This window comes from Rhodoflexus sp. (genome assembly GCF_053489755.1).
In genome coordinates, this window is the sequence record NZ_JBRCHD010000052.1 from 1 (window position 1) to 18,452 (window position 18,452).

Here is an 18,452-nt window from a genome sequence, read left to right on the forward strand (position 1 = left end):
ACCCACTGCGTGCGATGCAAAGCGGTTAAGTTGATAGTTTCGCGGCTGCCTGCATAGGCAGGGTTCAGTACCAGCCCGTTGAACATGTACTGCGTAAACATAGGGTCTTGCTGCGCCCACAGCGGTAGGCTTATCGCAAGGAAGAGGGAAAAGAGTAACGTTTTTTTCATGGCTTGCCCTTGAGTTTTATTGATTGCCTTGCTCATCAGACCTGACGGGTTTCAGAAACCCGTCAGGTCTGCCGAAGGCTTGGTTGGAATTATCGCTGAATGGTTAAGAAGTCCACAATCGGTTTGCTGCCGTCGCGCAGGTCAACGATGAAGTAATACGTTCCGTCCGGTACTTTATCGCCAATAACGATGCCTACGCCCTGTGCTGTGCCGTCCCATGTGTTTTTGTAATGCTCATCTTCAAACACCAAGTTGCCCCAACGATTGTAAATGCGCAAGTGGATGTCGTAGCGGTCTGCACCCAAAATTTCAAACTTATCGTTCACGCCGTCGCCGTTTGGCGAGAAACCGCGTGGGATAAATACCTGCTTACATGTCAATACATCTACTACCACTCTGGCTTCGGTACACTTGCTCAATGGATTGCCGTTGTCGCAAACGATGTAGGTAAACTCATCTTGTCCGACAAACCCTTGCGGCGGCATGTAGATAAAAGCGCCATCCGCGCCGATAGAGAAAACGCCGCCGTTTTTAGAGCGCGCGCCTGTTACGGCACGCACCGATACGCGGTCGCCGTTAGGGTCTGTAACCCCTTCCAGCGCGTTGCCTCTGATTTCCGTACAGTTGTCAGTACTGGCGCGGCGCGGCTGAGGAACTACCGGAGGCTGATTGGTACAGAGGAACACATTGATGAAGATAGTTCCCGTAGCGCACAGCGCAGGGTTGCGGTTGTCGCATACCTGATAGACGATGCGTTCCTGACCTTCAGCATTCAGCGCCGGGCGGTAAGTGAGTCTGCCTGTTGCAGAGAGACTCAGGATGCCGCGCAGCGGCGTTACCAAATCGGAGATAATCGTTACGCGCACAGGGTCGCCGTCCGCATCCACCAGCGGAATTTCCAATACCTGGTCAATGTTGGTACAGTTGTCGGTTGTCAGCGTAATATCCGGCGCACGTGGCGGACGGTTCGGGCAAGCCGTTACGTTGAAAGTAATCATTGCGCGTAAACACAGCGGCGGTGTTACGCGATCGCAGACTTCGTAAGTAAACTCATCCGTTCCCGTAAAGCCGAAAGGAGGCGTGTAGCTGATCGTACCGTCAGCGGCAATGCTGATGCGTCCGCCGCGACGAGTTGGCGCATTGGTTACTACGGTTGCTACTAACTCATCTTCGTCCGGGTCGCGGTCGTTGGCGAGGATGTTGCCGCCGTTGTTTTCGCTGCAACCTTGTACGGTGAACAGGTCGTCCACGGCGATTGGCGCGCGGTTGGTTGGCTGCGGCAACTGAATAATCGTTGGGCTGGTTTCGCTTGGATTGCCGTCAAAGTTCGGGTCAGGATTTTGTCCATCTACCGAAATATCGCGCACGCGGGTTGTGTTGTGCGAACCTTCGGCAATAGCTGTGTTGAAGAACGGTCCCGTAGCGCGGTTAGGTATCAGGCTGACCACAAAAGTTACCGTTTGCGATTCGCCTACTTCTAATCTTCCGCCTGTTATCAGATTCGGCTGCGCGGCTGTGCCGTCAAACTGAGGATTGGGAATCAAAGAACCGGTAGCCGTTGGCTGACGCACGATGCTGTAACGCGCAGGAGCAGGGAATACATTGGTCATATCGTCCGATACCACAATATTGGTCAGCGGTACGTTTCCGTAGTTGCGAACCGTAATCAGAATCGGGATATGGAACGCGCCGTTTGCTTGACGAACGGCAGGCAGCGCTTGTTTCGCCACACCAATTAGCGGACGGTCTGTTATCGGAGCGGGCGGACACGGACGTACCGTAATCACCGCGCGGTCGGTGAGTTCTACCTCAGGGCAGGTTACGCCATTGGCAGATGCGATGGCTACTACAACTAATTCGCGGTTTTCGGTCGGCGCCGTGATGGTGAAGCGCGCCGCGCCGCCGTTGCCAAAAGCGTTTGCCAACACGGTTGAGCCGTTGCGCAATTCGTAGCGCACACCCGCACGAGTGGGCGAGACGGTGATGGTTACGTTTGCAGGAATTTCATTGGCGCAGGCGCTGTATTCAATATCACTTACGTTTGCCTGACGGTCTGCCGCCGTGATGCCTACAACGGTAACGGTTGTTTCATCGCTGCTGCCCGAGCTGCAATCGCCGCCCGTGATTGTCCAGCGGAAGCGGTAGTTGCCCGGCGCGAGGTTGCTCAGCGTTGCATTGGGCGAGGTCGGGTTGTTGATGGTCGCCGCTGGTCCTTCCGCTTGTGTCCAGCGACCGACGCCTACCGCCACGGGTTCTGCCGCAAGGCGTACGTCCGAGCCTACGCATACGGTCTGTGCGGGGCCTGCCGCCGCCGGAGCGCTAACGGTAACGACCACATCGTCAGAAGTTTCGGAACAACCGTCGCCTGTAATTGTCCAGCGGAAGGTATAAACGCCTGGGCGCAAACCTGAAATTGTCGTTCTTGGATTGGCGGGGTCTTCAATGCGCGCGGGGTTAGGTCCGTTGATTTGTCGCCAAGAGCCGCGTCCGTTGGTAGGGCTGTTCGCCGCCATGGTTGCAGTCGTCGCCTGACAAAGCGTTTGGTCGGGACCTGCATTAGCGGGCGCCGCTACGTTTACCGTTACGCTTGCCTGTGTGGCGCCGCATACGCCGTTAGCCAATGCCCAGCGGAAAGTGTGCGTACCAACGCCTAAACCCGTAACATCAGTTATCGGATTGTTAGGGTTTGTGATTGTCATTGCGCCAAATGCGCCCGTGCCGCCTGTGCGTTCCCATGTGCCTGTTCCTAATGCAGGCGCATTGCCTACCAACTGCGCCGTTCCTAATCCGGTTGCCGCATCGGCACACACAGAAGCCTGTGCTGCATTGGCGATAGCCGCAGGATTCGGACGCACAATGGTTACTGTTACAGTTGCACTGGTAGAAGTACAAGCGCCGTTCGTCAATGTCCACTGGAAAGTATGCGTACCAACTGCCAAACCTGTAACATCCGTATTAGGACTGTTCGGATTCGTAATAGTGAATGTACCTGCACCCGCAGTGCGCGTCCATGTGCCGCTGCCTGATACTGGCGCATTGCCAATCAGATTTACTGTACCCTGCAAGGTTGCCGCGTCGGCGCAAACCTGTGTAGCTGCCGCAGTGGCAGTCGCAGGCGGATTTTGACGAATGATATTGACTGTATAAGTAGCTGCCGAATTGCCGCAAGGGCTGGTAAAACGCCACTCAAAGGTATGCGTACCAACACCTAATCCGGTGGCGTTCAGGGTGTTGCCCGTAACGCTAATGCTCATGGATGAAGTGCTGCCTGTGCCGCCAATGCGTGTCCATGTGCCGCTTCCGCTGTTAGGCGTATTACCTGTCAGGGTAACTGCGCCCAGATTAGAAATCGGGTCGGCACAAATATCCGGTGAGGGCGGCGTAGTCGTAATAGCTGCGTTGGGATTAGATTCATTTACAAAAACAGTAACGAGGCTGCTGCCGCTACCGCATGAAGGGCTTGTCAATGTCCATTCAAAAATGTGCGAGCCGGGCAGCATATTGCTGATGTTCAGCACGTTGCCTACCTGATCCAGGACAATGCCCGCAGGGTTGCCCGTGCCGCCTACGCGCGCCCACGTACCTGTGCCTACCGTTGGCGCGTTGCCTGTCAGCGTGGCAGATGCTCTGCCTGTCGCCAAATCAGTACAAACCGCCTGATTTGCCCCTGCATTAGCCGGCGGATTAGTAGGCAGTACCGTTACCACCATCACATCGGAAGTAACGCCGCAACCGTTGGCAAGCGTCCATGTAAATTCATGCGTACCTACGCCCATGCCTGTTACGTCGGCAGAAGTTGTTCCCGTAGGCGCGATGATGACGCCTATTGGCGAACCTGTGCCGCCCGTGCGCGTCCATGTGCCTGCGCCTGAAATTGGCGCATTGCCGTTTAAAGTAATAGAAGCGCCGCCCGGCGCATCGCAGCGGGTAGCGTCAGCGCCTGCATTAGCCACAGGATTGGAAGGATTCACCGTTACCGTTACAGAAGCGGCGCTTGTACCGCAACTGTTGGTCAGCGTCCACGTAAATTGATACGTACCTGCCTGTAAACCCGTTATGTTAGCCGTCGGGTTGTTTGGCGTGCTGATAACCATATCAGCCGTGCTGCCCGTGCCGCCTGTATAAGACCACATGCCTGAACCCGGCGTAATTGGCGTATTGCCTTGTAGCGTTACATTCGCCCTTTGGGTAGCAGGGTCAGTACATACCGTATTCACAGTTGAAATAATCTCCGCCAAAGGATTGGACTGCTCTACGTTCACCGTAAAGGTGGCAGAACTTGTGCCGCAGCTATTGGTTGTTTGCCACTGGAAAATATGTTCACCCGGCAGCAAGCCTGTAATGGTGGCTACTCTGCCAAAAGTGCCTGAGGTGTTAATGGCATGACCTGTCGGGTCGCCTGCACCGCCTACGCGTGTCCATATGCCTGTACCTGTGCGCGGCTCATTGCCTGTCAGGGTCAGAGTGGCTCTGCCTGTGGCAGGGTCGGTACAAACTGTACCCGGTGCTGCTGCAATTGCCGCAGGAGGGTTAGACGGATTCACCGTTACGGTTATTTCGTCAAAGGTAGTGCCGCAACCGCTGTTCAGGGTGTAGCGGAATATATGCGTACCCGGCTGCATACCGGTAATAGTGGCAATGGTGTTGCCCGTACCTGTTGTAGATGCTGCGATAGCCACGCCTGTACCGTCGGCAGTGCCGCCTGTGCGCGTCCAAGTGCCTGTACCTACGACCGGTTCGTTGGCTGTCAGGGTAATCTGCGCCAGATTGGTTACAGGGTCGGTACAAATGGTCGGATTCGCGCCTGCAATATCTGCCTGCGGATTGTTGCGATTAACGGTTACGGTTACCTGTGCGGAAGTCGGCGGACATACGCCGTTGGTCATTTCCCATTGGAAGACGTGCGTACCGAAGCCCATGCCTGTAATCGTAGCCACGTTATTGTTCGTGCCGCCGATGGTGATTGCCAAAGCTGTCGCGTCGCCCGTGCCGCCTATGCGCGTCCATGTGCCTGTGCCTACGTAGCTGTTGTTACCTGCCAGAATGGTAGAACCCAAAGTGCCTGTCGGGTCGCTTGCGCATACATTTAGGTTGCCTGTGATGCTCGCTACAGGCGTAGGCTCTTGCACGGTAACGCTTACCTCTGCAAAAGTATTGCCGCAAGTTGCGTTATTGATTGTCCAGCGGAATACGTGTGTACCTACCTGTAAATCGCTGAAAGTGGCTTGTCTGCCACCTGCGCCGGCGGTTACCAATGTAAAGGTACCGGGTCCGCTTTGGCGTGTCCATGTGCCTGTGCCGCTTGCCGGAACGTTGCCGTTCAGGGTTACTGCTCCGCGAAGCGTAGCAGGGTCAGCGCAGACATTGGCAGGTGCAGGATCAATCGCTGCTGCTGCGTCGCGCTCTACAATGCGAATTGTTACCTGAGCGGCTGTATTACCACAGGTCGGATTGCTGATTACCCATTGGAAAGTATGCAAGCCCGGTTGCAGGTTAGAGAAAGTCGCCACTTCGCCCGCAGCGCCGCTGGTAGCAATGTTCACTGTACCCGGTCCTGAAACGCGACTCCATGTGCCCGTACCTGAAACAGGCGCATTGCCCGTCAGTGTAACCGTTCCCAATCCTGTTGCGCCTGTTGTACAAACCTCTGTTGAGGCAGGCGGAACAATTGCCGCCACAGGGTCTGGGGCTACGATGGTTATGTCAATCGTTGCTGCGCTGTTGTTGGCTGGGCAGGCAGGATTAGTCAGCGCCCATTGGATGCGGTGCGTACCTACTGCCAGACCTGTAATGACCACATTGTTGCCGCCTGTGCCCGAAGTAGTAAAGGTTGGCGCAGCGCCCGGTCCTGAAATGCGGCTCCATGTGCCTGTGGTACCTGCAATAGGCGCGTTACCTGTCAGGCTTACCGTTCCTGTGGTTGGCGCGGCGCAGATGGTAGTTGCCGCAGGCGGTGTAATTGCCGCGGGCGCATTTACAGGGTTTACTGTGATGCTTGCCGTAGCTACCGAAGCGCCGCAACCGTTTGTAATGCGCCACTCAAAAGTATGCGTTCCGGCTTCCAAATTACTGATATTCAGCGTACTATTGCCTGCTCCGCTTGGAGTCAAAGTGGGTGTGCCGGGACCTGTCAGGCGTGTCCATGTGCCTGTATTGCCTGTATCGGGTACGCTGCCTGTCAGGGTTGCCGTTGCAAAACCTGTGGCCAAATCAACGCACACGCTTTGCGTAGCGGGGGCAATGGTTGCTAAGGTCGGCTGTGGTTGCACGACTACTGTAACCTGCGCAGGTGCAAAAGTACAAGGCGCAGTGCCGCTGAATGCCCACTGCAATACGTGCGTACCTACTGCCAGACCGCTAAAAGTCGCTGTACTTACGCCGCCACTTGCATCGGCTGAAATAGTCGGTGCAGCGCCCGGACCGCTGACGCGCGTCCATGTGCCTGTGCCAATGAGCGGAACGTTACCACTCACGGTTGTCGTAGCTGTTCCCGCAGTTGCGCAAACAGGTGAAGTCGGCGGAGTAATGATTCGCGGAGGTTCTGCCACCGTAATAGTTACCGTAGGCGTGCTGCTTGGACAGGTTGCGCCTGTTACCGCCCACTGGAATATGTAAACGCCTGCGCCTAAGTTGCTTACCGTTGTAGATGGACTGTTCGGGTTAGCGATGCTGCCCGCAGGCAAAGGTGGGCCGCTCACTTGCGACCATGTGCCTGTGCCTGTTACAGGCGCAGTTCCTGAAAGATTAGCGCTTGTTGTTGCGCCCGCAGTTGCCAAACACAACGTCTGGTTTGTACCTGCCGAAATTGTAGAAGGCGAAACGTTCACCGTTACAAAATCTTCCGTATCGCCGCAAGGCGAGCCTGTTACGCGCCAGCGCAGCACATAAGTACCCACTTGCAGCGTGCCGCCCGTGCCAAATTGAGCGGTAGGCGAGGTTGTACCGGAGAAAGTAGGTGTGTTTGGCCCTGAAACCACTGTCCATGTGCCTGTGCCGCCGCCTACGATAGGCTTAGCGCCCAGCGTTACAGGGTTAGTCGTTCCGCATACGTTAATGTCTGCACCCGCATTGGCAGGAGTGATTACGCGGATTAACAAATCGTCAAAAGTCGTTCCGCAAGGCGTACCCGTTACCGTCCAACGGATGGTGTAAACGCCCGATTGGGTCAAACCGCTGACGGTTGCGTTTCTGTCTAAATCATTTGAGAAGGTTACAGCATTAGGCCCTGAAATAAATGTCCATCTGCCCGTTCCTACGATCGGCGGTTGGGCATTTAACGTAATGGTATTGCCCAATCCGCAGGTATTCACATCCGGTCCGGCATCTACAATCGCGCGACGAATCATAACCTCATCCGCAGAAGCGCAAGACCCGTTAGAGAGCGTCCATCGGAACACATACTCGCCGGGCGCCGACAGTCCTGTAATGCTTGTAGTTGGTGAACTTGGCGCGGTAATGTTTGGCGTTACAGGTCCGGAAACAAATGTCCAAAGACCGGTTGAGCCTGCAGGTACAGCATTAGCCGCCATCGTATGCGTAGCCGCACATATGTTTGCATCCGCGCCCGCATTGGCAGCTACAGGCAGTTGCACGACAATATTAACATCAGCAAAATTATCAGGACAGCCCGGATTGCTCACCGTCCAGCGGAAAGTGTACGTACCGATAACGTTAAGGTTAGTAATCGCTGTCGTTGGAGACGATGGATTGACAATCACAGGGGTAGCCCCTGCCGGGAATGCCTGCAAAGTCCATATGCCTGTACCAACCAATGGAGCGGTTGCGTCCATAGTTGCAGTATTGGTTGTACACAGCACTTTGTTCGTTCCCGCTACGGCAGGCGAAGGCGGCTGCGAAACCGTCACGCGCACATCATCCACCGTTTGCGGACAAGCCGAGCCGCCGCTGATGGTCCAACGGAAGTCGTAAATATTGCCCGGAATCAAGTTATTGACAAAGGTATTGGCAGCATTTGGATTGACAAAACTTACCGGAGGGTTTGCATCTACCTGCGTCCATGTGCCTGTTGTGCCGCTCACAGCGGGAACAGCGTTGAGTTGTACCGAAGTCGGATTAACCGTACCGCACACGTCTATGTCTGTACCTGCATTGGCGGGCGCATCGTTGAAAATTTCAATTTCGTCAAAAGTAGCGCCGCCTGTGCCGCAGGGCGAGCCTGTTACTGTCCAGCGGAATACATAACGCCCTCTGCCTAAGCCGTTGGCAGTGAGGGTAGCGCCGCCCGCGCCTGATGTGGCAAGCGTCGGCACAGGCCCATCGGTAAAAGTCAGCGACCAGTTGCCCGCGCCTACCACAGGCACGTCGGCAGTCATGACAAAACTGCTGACGTTGCAGAGTCTTGTGTTGGCAGTGATGATATTGGCGGGAGCTGCAATGAATACGTCCACGAAATCTTCACTTGGAGGGCAAGCGCCGCCGCTAATGGCATAGCGGAAGCGATACACACCCGGCGCGGTCATGCCTGTAACAGTAGCGCTGTAAGGGCTTGACACTCCCGCATTGGTCTCGTCGGTAGTCAGTGGTATAGCAGTCAGCGTTGGTACTACTCCACTCGGTCCTGAAACAAACGACCAAACAGCTGTTCCTGTGTAAGGCAAATTGCCTACAAGTGTTGTACTTGTGATCGGCAAACAGAATTGTTGGTCAGCGCCCGCATTGGCGCGGTTGGTAATGGTAAACGTTACATCGTCTTCTGAGTCGGGGCAAGCGCTGTTGGTAATCCGCCAGCGGAAGGTGTAGCGACCGGCTTGCAGATTGTTCAGCGTCAATTCATTATTGTCAGGGCCGCCAACAATGCGGTCGGCGGGCGCAACAGGCGGACCGCTTATCTGCGACCACATCCCCGAACCGGTAATAATCGGGATATTGGCGTGAAGGGTAACGGTCGTAACATCGCACACATCAAAATCAGCATCGGCAATCGCCTGATTGATTGGCGTAACGGTAATGACGGCTTCATCTGGCAGCGTAACCACGCAGCTGCCCGCGCCAGTTACGGGGGCGGTAACTTCTACGCTGTAAGTAGTGGATGCCGTTGGCACGTTTGCGCCTGTCAGCGTAAATGTAATATCGCCGTTAGCCGCAGGCGTAATCGTGCCGAAAGTTGCGCCTCCACGAAACAAGCGATAGGTATGGTTGGCTTTTGCATTGCGCACAATGATATTCACCGAAGACTCATTGGCACAAATGCTGGCATCTGTAACCTCGTTGTTTTGCTCATCGGCTACGGTAAGCATGGCTGCCGTTGAGTAATTGAAGCAGCCTGTCGTTGCGTTCGTACCCCGAATACGGAAAAGCGAGCCGTTCAATGCTGCGGGTACGTTGGCAATGGTAAGCGTATTGGTCGTTGCTCCGCTGAAAGTTGCGCCAAAGAATGTGCCGTTCAATACGGGGTTGAAATTAGTCGGATCGGATGGCGTGGCAATTTCCCACTGGATATTCAGGCTTGGATCTACCAGCGCAGACAGATTGACCGTGCTGTTCGCACAGGCAGTCAGGTTGGTTGGATTAGCTATAATAGGCAACGGGTTCACGGTAATGACCATGTCGTCTTGCGTATCGCCGCAGCCGGGCGCGCCTGTAATGCTCCAGCGCAAGGTATAGGTACCGGGCTGAAATCCTGATACTGTGGCGTTGTGCGCGTTGGCATTAGGCGCAAAAGTTGGCAAAGGCGAACCCACAGGGCGATTAATGACCGTCCATTCACCCGTTCCGCCGCCGCCCAACGCAGGATTGTTAGCAGCCAGCGTTACGGTAATCGGCGTAGCCGTACCGCTGATAAACTGACAAACCGACTGGTCGAGACCTGCATCAGCCGAGCGTCCGCTATTGACCGTCAATATGGGCGACTGCGATATGCAGTCTATCCCATTGGCTGATGTGGTAATCTCCCAACGGAAGGTATAAACTCCGTTGCTTACAGGAATAGCGGCTGTAGGGTTGCTGATTTGCGCGCCAAAGTTGATTACAGTTGGGCCGCTCAGTTGTACCCAGCGACCTGTGCCGCGTCCCGCAGCCGGCGCGTTGCCTGTCAGCGTTACTGTATTTGCATCGCAAAGATTAATCGGTGAAACAACCGTAGCCGCTGTCGGCGTAGGAATTACCGTCAAGGTAGCGGGCGCGCTGAAAGCCTCGCATTGAATGTTATTTGTATTTTGGATACGCACACGGAATCGCCAGCCGTTCATAAACTCGGGAACGTTGGTCAGCGTCAGCGTTTGGGTATTTACCCCGCTGTACGCCCCGCCGTCTGTCAAATCACCAAAGCCGGCGCCAGAGTCCACCTGCCAGCGGTATTGTACCGTACCCGGAATGGCAGGGTCTGCTTGTGCCGTAAAAGATGCCGTATTGATGCCTCCGTTATGACAAATGGTAGCGTCAGAAGGATTTAAAGCCGCACGCGGCAGCGGATTAACCGTAATAACAGCGGTTTTGGTTACGCCCGAAGCGCACAACAGCGCATCGCGAACCGTCAAACGAACCGTTACGTCATACGGCTGACTGGGGTTAGAAGCGTTCACCGGGAAAGTAAAAGTAGGACGCTGCCCGGTGGCTGTTCCCAAAACGGTAGCGCCAACAGAGAACTCCCATTCATATAACAATCCTAAGGGCGCGCCGCCGCTGAAACTCCAAGAGAAAGGCGGACGCAACACGTTAGGCGCGGTACAATTGGCAGGCTGAGGGTCTAACGGAACGCCGCCAGGGGAAAAACAGCGTGTAGCAGGATCAGAAGAATTACCCGCGTTAAAATTAGCAGGGCTGCCTGCACATATGTACGAATCGTTCTCAAAATCTGCAAAAATAACAGGCGCAACCAGCGTAATTTGCTTCACTTCCTCATCTTCGCAACCAAATGCGGTACGGACGCGCAGGCGGATCCAATAGTCGCCTGCCGGCAGGTTATTGGCAAAGTTATAGTTGCCCGGCGCAGAGGTGATTACCTGCGTGCGAATAGGCGTCGCTGCCGGATTGCTCGCAGGGTTTACATCAAACACATCCCATTGCCAGCGCGTAATCTGTGGAGAAAGCGTAGGCGGCGTATCAACATCAGAAGTACTTTCATCAACGACAACAAAACTGCTGTTTTCGCAAATATTGCCGCTGTTGTTTGGCCAGCTAAAGGCTGCTTTCGGCTTGCCGCTCACACGTACAGGTACGCCACCATCAGGACGAATAAAGATGCGACAGGCCGGTGCGTTTGCATCTTGCAAAATCAGTACCGGCTGAAACGAACCCGGACGCAGATAAGCATGCGTAATTTGCAACTGATTACCTGCTGCCGCATAGGCAGCCGCATTAAAAGCTACAGGAGCGGTGGTAGGCGTACCATCGCCAAAATCCCACTGTATAAAAGCCACGTTCTCTAAGCCTGTAGCTGTAAAGGTAACTATGTCGCCGGCGCAGACATTAGTAGGCGTAAAGATGAACTGCCCGCGCGGGCCATCTACGCGAACAAAATTCGTCAGCTCGCGCACAATTGAGCAACCTGCACGGCTGCGCATCGTCAGGCGAACAGTATATACGCCCGGATTGATGTAAGTATTTTCAGGGTTCTGATTGAATGAAACGTTGCCGTCGCCAAATTCCCAGAAATACTCTTCAATATCAGCATCAGGGAATGGAATAGCGCGGAAACGCACCGCCTCTGGCGGACAAGATATTTGCAATTGGGCAGGCGCAAAAACAGGAGGGCCTGTGGCGGCTTGCGCTGAAATAGTCGCGTTAGGCGCAATCACATTAATCACGCGGCTGAATGTTGCCGAACAAGTATTGCCCGATGTAACCGTTTGCGTAATGGTATAGCTGCCAGCGTTGTTATAGCGAATCACCGGATTGGCAGGGTTGCTCAAATCGGCGGTGTAATTAGCCGGAGCCGTGCCGAAATCCCACGCGTAAGTTAGGCCCGTACCGCCCGGAATATCTGCCGCATCGCTGGTGATGGTCATGTTGCTGCCCGCACAGAAAGTAGTAGCCGATACGTTGAATCCACCTACAGGGCGCGGCAACACCGTTATCTGACGCGTAACGGTAGAAGTACAAGGACCAATGCTGTTGTCATCGCCAACCGTCAGCGTTACGTTCCATGTACCTGGACGCAGGAAGGTATAGGTCGGATTTTGTACCGATTGATTTTGGAACGGATTGGCAACGCCATCCTGAAAAAACCAGTTCCATGAAGTAATGGCATTGGTATTAGGAAACACGGTAGAAGCATCTGTAAAATTGACCGGAACGCCTACGCAAACCACCGCAGGTGCGGTAAAGTCTGCTTTTGCTCCCTGAATCGTGATATTGACAGGCGCGCTTACCGACTCGGCGCAACCGTTAGATTCGGTAATGGTCAGCGTAGCTGAGTAAGGCGTCGCGCGCGGGGCATATGTATGTGTAACCGAAGCGCCCGCCGGGCCGTCAATAGTTGTAATCGTACCATCGCCAAAATCCCAGCGATAACGCGTAATTGTGCCTGTGGTAGTGGAGGTGCTTGTGAATACCACAGGCGTATTGCTGCAAATCGGTCCCGAAGGATTCGGCGTTACGGTAAATGAAGGCGCAGAAACGGAGATATTTACCGTAGCTGTTCTTTCATTCACGCAGCCGTTGCTGCCAATGGCGCGCAGGCGAACGGTGTAAACACCAGGTGAGGCATAGGTATAACTCACAGGCGAACCTCTTGGTATCACTTGTATAGCCGAGCCGTCGCCAAAATCCCACTCATAAGTAGTTGTGGCAGGTGCAGCGGCATCCACGCTTGTATTTTGAAAATTGAATGTGCTACCCGAAGCGCAAGCTACTCCTCCGCCAACAACATTAAATAAGGCGATCGGCCCGTCTATGTTTACCGTTGTAGTTACAGGCGCAACTGTAGGGCAGCCGTTGCAATAAAAAATCGCGTTTACGGTAATTGCGCCAATGGTGCGGAACTCATGTGTAATAGGTCCGACACTACCCACGCCACGCGCTGCAGAACCATCGCCAAAGTCATACACTACGCTGTCAGCACAAACACCCGGCGGGATATTGGGCGTAAAGGTGATGCCAACCCCACCAATAGTGGCACAGCCGTTGCGGTTAGGTGTCAGCGTAATAGTGTTAGGCGGCGGCGTGCCAACTTTGATTTGCTGGTTGAAATTCCCAATGCGCGTACAGCCGCTGGCTGTCTCAATGGTTACGCTTGGCGTGTAAACGCCGGGCGTTGTATAAGTGTGCGACACGTCAGGAAATCCGGTAGGCGTAAATGGAGGTTCTATGACCACAGCAGGCGAACCATCGCCAAAATTGAAGGTATAGCGAATGATGCCTTCTACCGAAATACTATTGCGTGCCGTAAAGTTGAAAGTTACAGGCGCACAAGTCGTAGTAGGCTGCGCTCCGATGAATTCCAAACGTGGAACTGCTTCTGCCAAAACCAAATTGCGCGTCAGCGTATTAGAACAACCTGTCGTGCGGTCGGTAATTGTTAGGCGAATCGGATAGGTGCGGAAAGCAGTAAAATTATGCGTAGGGGTTGGCGTGGTATAAATTGCCTCGCCAAAAGCAAAAGCAGGGTCGGTAACACGCCACTCGTAAGCATAATTAGTAGGGTCGTTTATCGCTGGAATTAACTGACGCGGCCCTGTATTACAGAGGTTATCGGGCGGATCTACCGTAAAATTAGCATTGGGCAACGGACGAACCGTAACGTTCTGCGTAACAGTTGCGGTACAGCCATCTATAAACGAAGTGGTCAGCGTTACGGGATAAACGCCCGGCGCGGCATACGTTTTATTCGGATTTTGCGCTGTGGAAGTCGTACCGTCGCCAAAGTCCCACGACCAGCCTACAGCCCCCGCCGATGAACGGTCAAAAAATTGCTGCGAGCCATTGGCGCAAAAAATGGGCGGAATATCAAAGGCCGCCGTGTTATTGCGAATGATGATTGCATCGGGTACATCGCGCACCGAGGAGCAACCATCGGCAGTGGTAGCCGTCAGGCGCACGCGATATGTGCCAAAGGTGTTGTAAGTGAATGTAGGATTTACATCGGTACTCGTACCCGCAGGGTTGCCATCCTGATCAAAAAATTCCCATAAGTAGCTGGTAATCACGCCTGCAGGCGGAGGGCTGGTGCGCACTGTAGAAAGGTTTTCAAAACGTGCCAAAAACGGCGGCGAACAAGCCGGCCCGTTCTGCAAACGAAAAGCAGCCTGCGGCGACCAGCGCACACGGACTGCATTCGGACGAATGAGCGATGCTTGGCAGGTTTCGCGCCCGCCGGCAAAAGTTTCCACCGTTAGCGTTACCTGATAGTCGCCGGGGAAATTATAGGTATGTGTAGGATTGCGAAATGATGGGTCTGTGCCTGTAATCGTCGTACCGTCGCCAAAATTCCACGTCCAGCGGACAATATCGCCAACTAAGCCGCCTGTAGCTACTGTTCCCGCTACGGTTACATCGCTGAAAGTAACCGTGTAAGGCGTGCAACCAATGCCAGAAGGCGCTGTAAAATTGGGCATCGCTTTGTCATATACAATCACTTCGCGCGTCCGTTCGCTGATAGTTACCGTACCGGCGGCATTGGTAATCCGTAGCCTGACAATGTAACGCCCGGGTGCGCCGTAGGCGCGCTCCGGTTCGGTAATGCTTGGGTCATTGGGAATACCTACCACAGGGCTGCCTGTGCCAAAATCCCAGTTGTAGCGAATCGTAGTTAGGTCGGCAGGCAAACCCGAGCTTTGGTCAAAAAACTTATAAGTAGCTATGCCGCAGCCGCCCGTCAGAGGCTCTCCCGCTGTCCCTACTCGAAAATCAGCTGTTTGCGACCATGCAGGGGCAAAACTCCCCAGCAAAAACACAAGAATAACCAATAAATAGCGGGTAGAAATTCTAATCATAATATGATAAACTTGCTTAATGCGAATCAAAGAATGATACAAATGATACAGAAAATATCAAGAGACCACATTATTTTGGACGGGTAAGTTATATAGACCGTTTTATTCCTTGTTTGATCAAACAAAGGTAGAGCTAATATAGAAAATAATCGAATCCTCATTGGTTAAATTCGACCAATTGGCTGAAAAAGACCTATCAACTGTGTCTTTTATCCGATTAAAATACACACATGCGCTTGGTGTGAGTTTTAGTAGTATTTTTGTCTATTTTGGATTTTTTTTACACTTGTACATTGTTAATTCTGTTTTTAAACAACGAGCTGATATATGCTATTTTTTCCTAAGAAAATCCTATTCGAGAACGATACACGTGCGCTGTCCGTTTTTGTACCGATGATGTCCGCTTTCGAACACTTTCAAACTTTCTTATAGTGTTTTTAGTTATTTAATTTGTTGATTAACAGCTATTTGTTAGTTGTGGTACTCTATTAGATGGTTGTTACAACACTTATTTACCAGAAGTAAAATCGTCTCACCATCCATGTATCGTTCATTTTTACTCACCTTCGGCAGTCTATTGCTTTTTTCTCAATTTTTATGTGCCCAAGCACCTACGCAACAAGGGCAAGGCGCACAATGGCGTGAAAAAATACAGTTGCTTCCGCCGCAACAACAAGAACAGATCAGACAGTGGTTTTCGCAAGGCACGCGCCCCACTCCTGAACAGATCCAGCAGATACAACAGTGGATAGAAGCGGCAGAAAAAGCAGCCGCTCAAGCGCCGCAAAGAGGCAATGGAAAAATCACCGGAGCAGTATTAGATTCTACCAATAAACAGCCCATAGAATTTGCAACAGTTGCACTTTTAGACAATAACACAGGAAAGCCTATCGACGGAACAATTACAAACGACAAAGGACAATTCACCATTAACAAAGTAGCTGTAGGAACGTACAAAATTGCTGTCAGCTTTGTTGGCTATCAAACCATTACACTAAGTAACGTAGTAATGCCAAGCGACCGCGCAACTGTTAATTTGGGTAATGTGGCACTGCCTGCCGACGTGAAATTGCTGAACGAAGTAGAAATTGTAGATCAAAAAGATCTGATCGAAGATAAGATTGACCGCATCACTTACAATGCTGAGAAAGACGTAACCAATGCCGGCAGCGATGCCAGCGAGGTTTTGCGCAAGGTGCCTTTGCTTTCTGTAGATCTGGACGGCAACGTACAGTTACGCGGCAGCAGCAACGTACAGGTACTGATCAATAACAAGCCCAGCACCATCATGGCGGCAACAGTAGCCGATGCACTGCGCCAAATTCCCGCCGAAATGATCAAAAGCGTAGAAGTAATTACCAGCCCCTCTGCACGCTACGATGCAGAAGGAACTTCGGGCATCATCAACATTATCACCAAGAAAAACACCATTCAGGGCATGAGCGGCAACATTAATGTTTCCGCAGGTACGCGCAGCAGCAACTTAGACGGCGGCTTGAACTTCCGCACAGGCAAACTCGGACTTTCGCTCAATGGCGGTGGCCGAGGCGTGTATGTATGGAACGACGGTTTCAACAACCGCACCAATTTCTTAGCAAACGGTAATACCAGCTTCATCAATCGCAACGACGACGGTTTCAGCTACCGTATCTTCGGACGTATGCAACTCAATGCCGACTACGAATTCAGCCCTAAAAGCAACCTGGCTGCAGGGGTGCGTTTCGGTAAGCGCGGCTTCTGGGAAGATCAGGAACAGGCGACTACCTTCGGACAAAACAGCGTCGTGCTGCGCGAGTTTTCCCGCGATATTAACTCTGCCGATATACGCAACAACTACACCTTTAACATAGACTATACCCGCACTTTCGACAAACCGCAACAGGAACTTGCCATCCTTGGACTTTACGCTTTCAACGAAGGTATTGACCGCTATCGTCTGGATCAGTTCAATTCGCTGCGACAAGTTGACTACCGCGAGCGCAACGATAACCTCAGCACCAACCGCGAAGTAACCTTCCAGTTAGACTATACCCATCCGGTAGCAGAAAGACAAGTGTTTGAAACAGGAACAAAATCTATTCTGCGCAAAGTAACCAGCAGCAACGACTTTTCTACTTTCAACTTCGAGCAGAACCGCTTCATCATTGATCCGCTGCGCAACAACGCCTTAGACTACGACCAAAACGTGATTGCTGTTTATGCCAGCTATGGTTATACAACCAAGTCCAAATTTGGTATCAAAGCAGGTGTGCGCTATGAATATACCGATATTTTGGGTGTGCTGCCTCTCAGCAACAACCGCTTCACTCAGAACTTCGGCAACGTAATTCCCAACATTGCACTTTCTCAGACACTGAAAAAAGGCAGCACGATCAAGGCTGCTTACAACCGCCGTATCCAGCGTCCGGGTATTTCTGTACTCAATCCCTTTATTAATCTATCTGACCCTAACAACATCCGCTTCGGCAATCCGGAATTACTACCCGAACTCACCAACAATACTGAAATCAGCTACAGTGCTTTTGTTAACCGCAGTTCTTTCACCATTAGCGGCTTCTGGAGGCAAACGGGCAATGCCATCAGCACGGTTATTTCTGTTGACGAATCGGGCGTATCCAGCGCTACTTTTGACAACGTAGCGCAAAATCAGGTCTTCGGTGTGAGCGCATTCGGCTCGGTACAGGTAACTAAGGCATGGCGCGTGAGCGGTACAGTGAACGCATTGTATGTATCGTTTAAAAGCCCTGCACTGGGAGCAGCTAACAGCGGCTGGCAGTACAACGCCAACTTCAATACCCAATACGCATTTGGCAAAGGCTGGAGCGCACAAGGTTTTGGCTTTATCAACTCGCCAACTATTCAATTGCAAGGTTCGCAAGGCGTGTTCAGTTTCTACTCTTTTGGTGTGAAAAAGGAAATCCTCAATAAGAAAGGCGGCATTACGTTTGGTGCAGATAATATCTTCCGTCCGGCGCTGCGCATTGCTTCGCAGTTCAGTTCAGAAGCCTTCCAGCAAGATATTCTGCGCAACGTATATAACCGTGCAGTTCGCGTTACCTTCAACTACAATTTCGGCAAAATGGGCTTTGGCGAGCAACAACGCCCACGTCGCAAAAAATCCATCAACAACGACGACGTGAAGCAAGGCGAATCTAACGACCAGCAATAGAAAAATAAACCAACAGTAAATGCACATAAACGATGCCGCCTCAATCTAAGGCGGCTTTTTTCATGTCTTTTAAGAACCTTTTAGCCTTGCAATCAGTTAAAATACATGGAATCAAACCCCTGCGTTCTTTGCAGTCAGCTATTGTTTTTTTTGAGATAAATCATGTCGCACATACTGACTACGACCGCTGCAGGCGCAAAACTTAACTTGAGCTTTATTATA

Annotated in this window: 3 protein-coding genes; 1 reads left to right on the forward strand and 2 read right to left on the reverse strand. The window is 52.5% G+C overall.

Annotated elements, in window-relative coordinates; all coding sequences use genetic code 11:
• Positions 1–206, reverse strand: a 206-nt coding sequence (locus tag ACWIP2_RS11645; protein WP_448520107.1) for a type IX secretion system membrane protein PorP/SprF, incomplete at its 3' end; no start/stop codon positions are given.
• A 53-nt stretch (positions 207–259) separates the two neighbouring features.
• Complete coding sequence (locus ACWIP2_RS11650) at positions 260–15,061, reverse strand: PKD domain-containing protein (protein ID WP_448520108.1); 14,802 nt, start codon at positions 15,059–15,061, stop codon at positions 260–262.
• A gap of 541 nt (positions 15,062–15,602) precedes the next feature.
• On the opposite strand from ACWIP2_RS11650, the gene ACWIP2_RS11655 reads away from it, so the two are divergent.
• Entirely contained in the window at positions 15,603–18,230 is a 2,628-nt protein-coding gene (locus tag ACWIP2_RS11655) for a TonB-dependent receptor domain-containing protein (RefSeq protein WP_448520109.1), read from the forward strand.
• Positions 18,231–18,452: the final 222 nt, after the last annotated feature.

Coding starts and splice junctions, on each gene's coding strand:
- ACWIP2_RS11650 (WP_448520108.1), bottom strand. CDS start 15,061: ATGATTAGAATTTCTACCCGCTATTTATTGGTTATTCTTGTGTTTTTG.
- ACWIP2_RS11655 (WP_448520109.1), top strand. CDS start 15,603: ATGTATCGTTCATTTTTACTCACCTTCGGCAGTCTATTGCTTTTTTCT.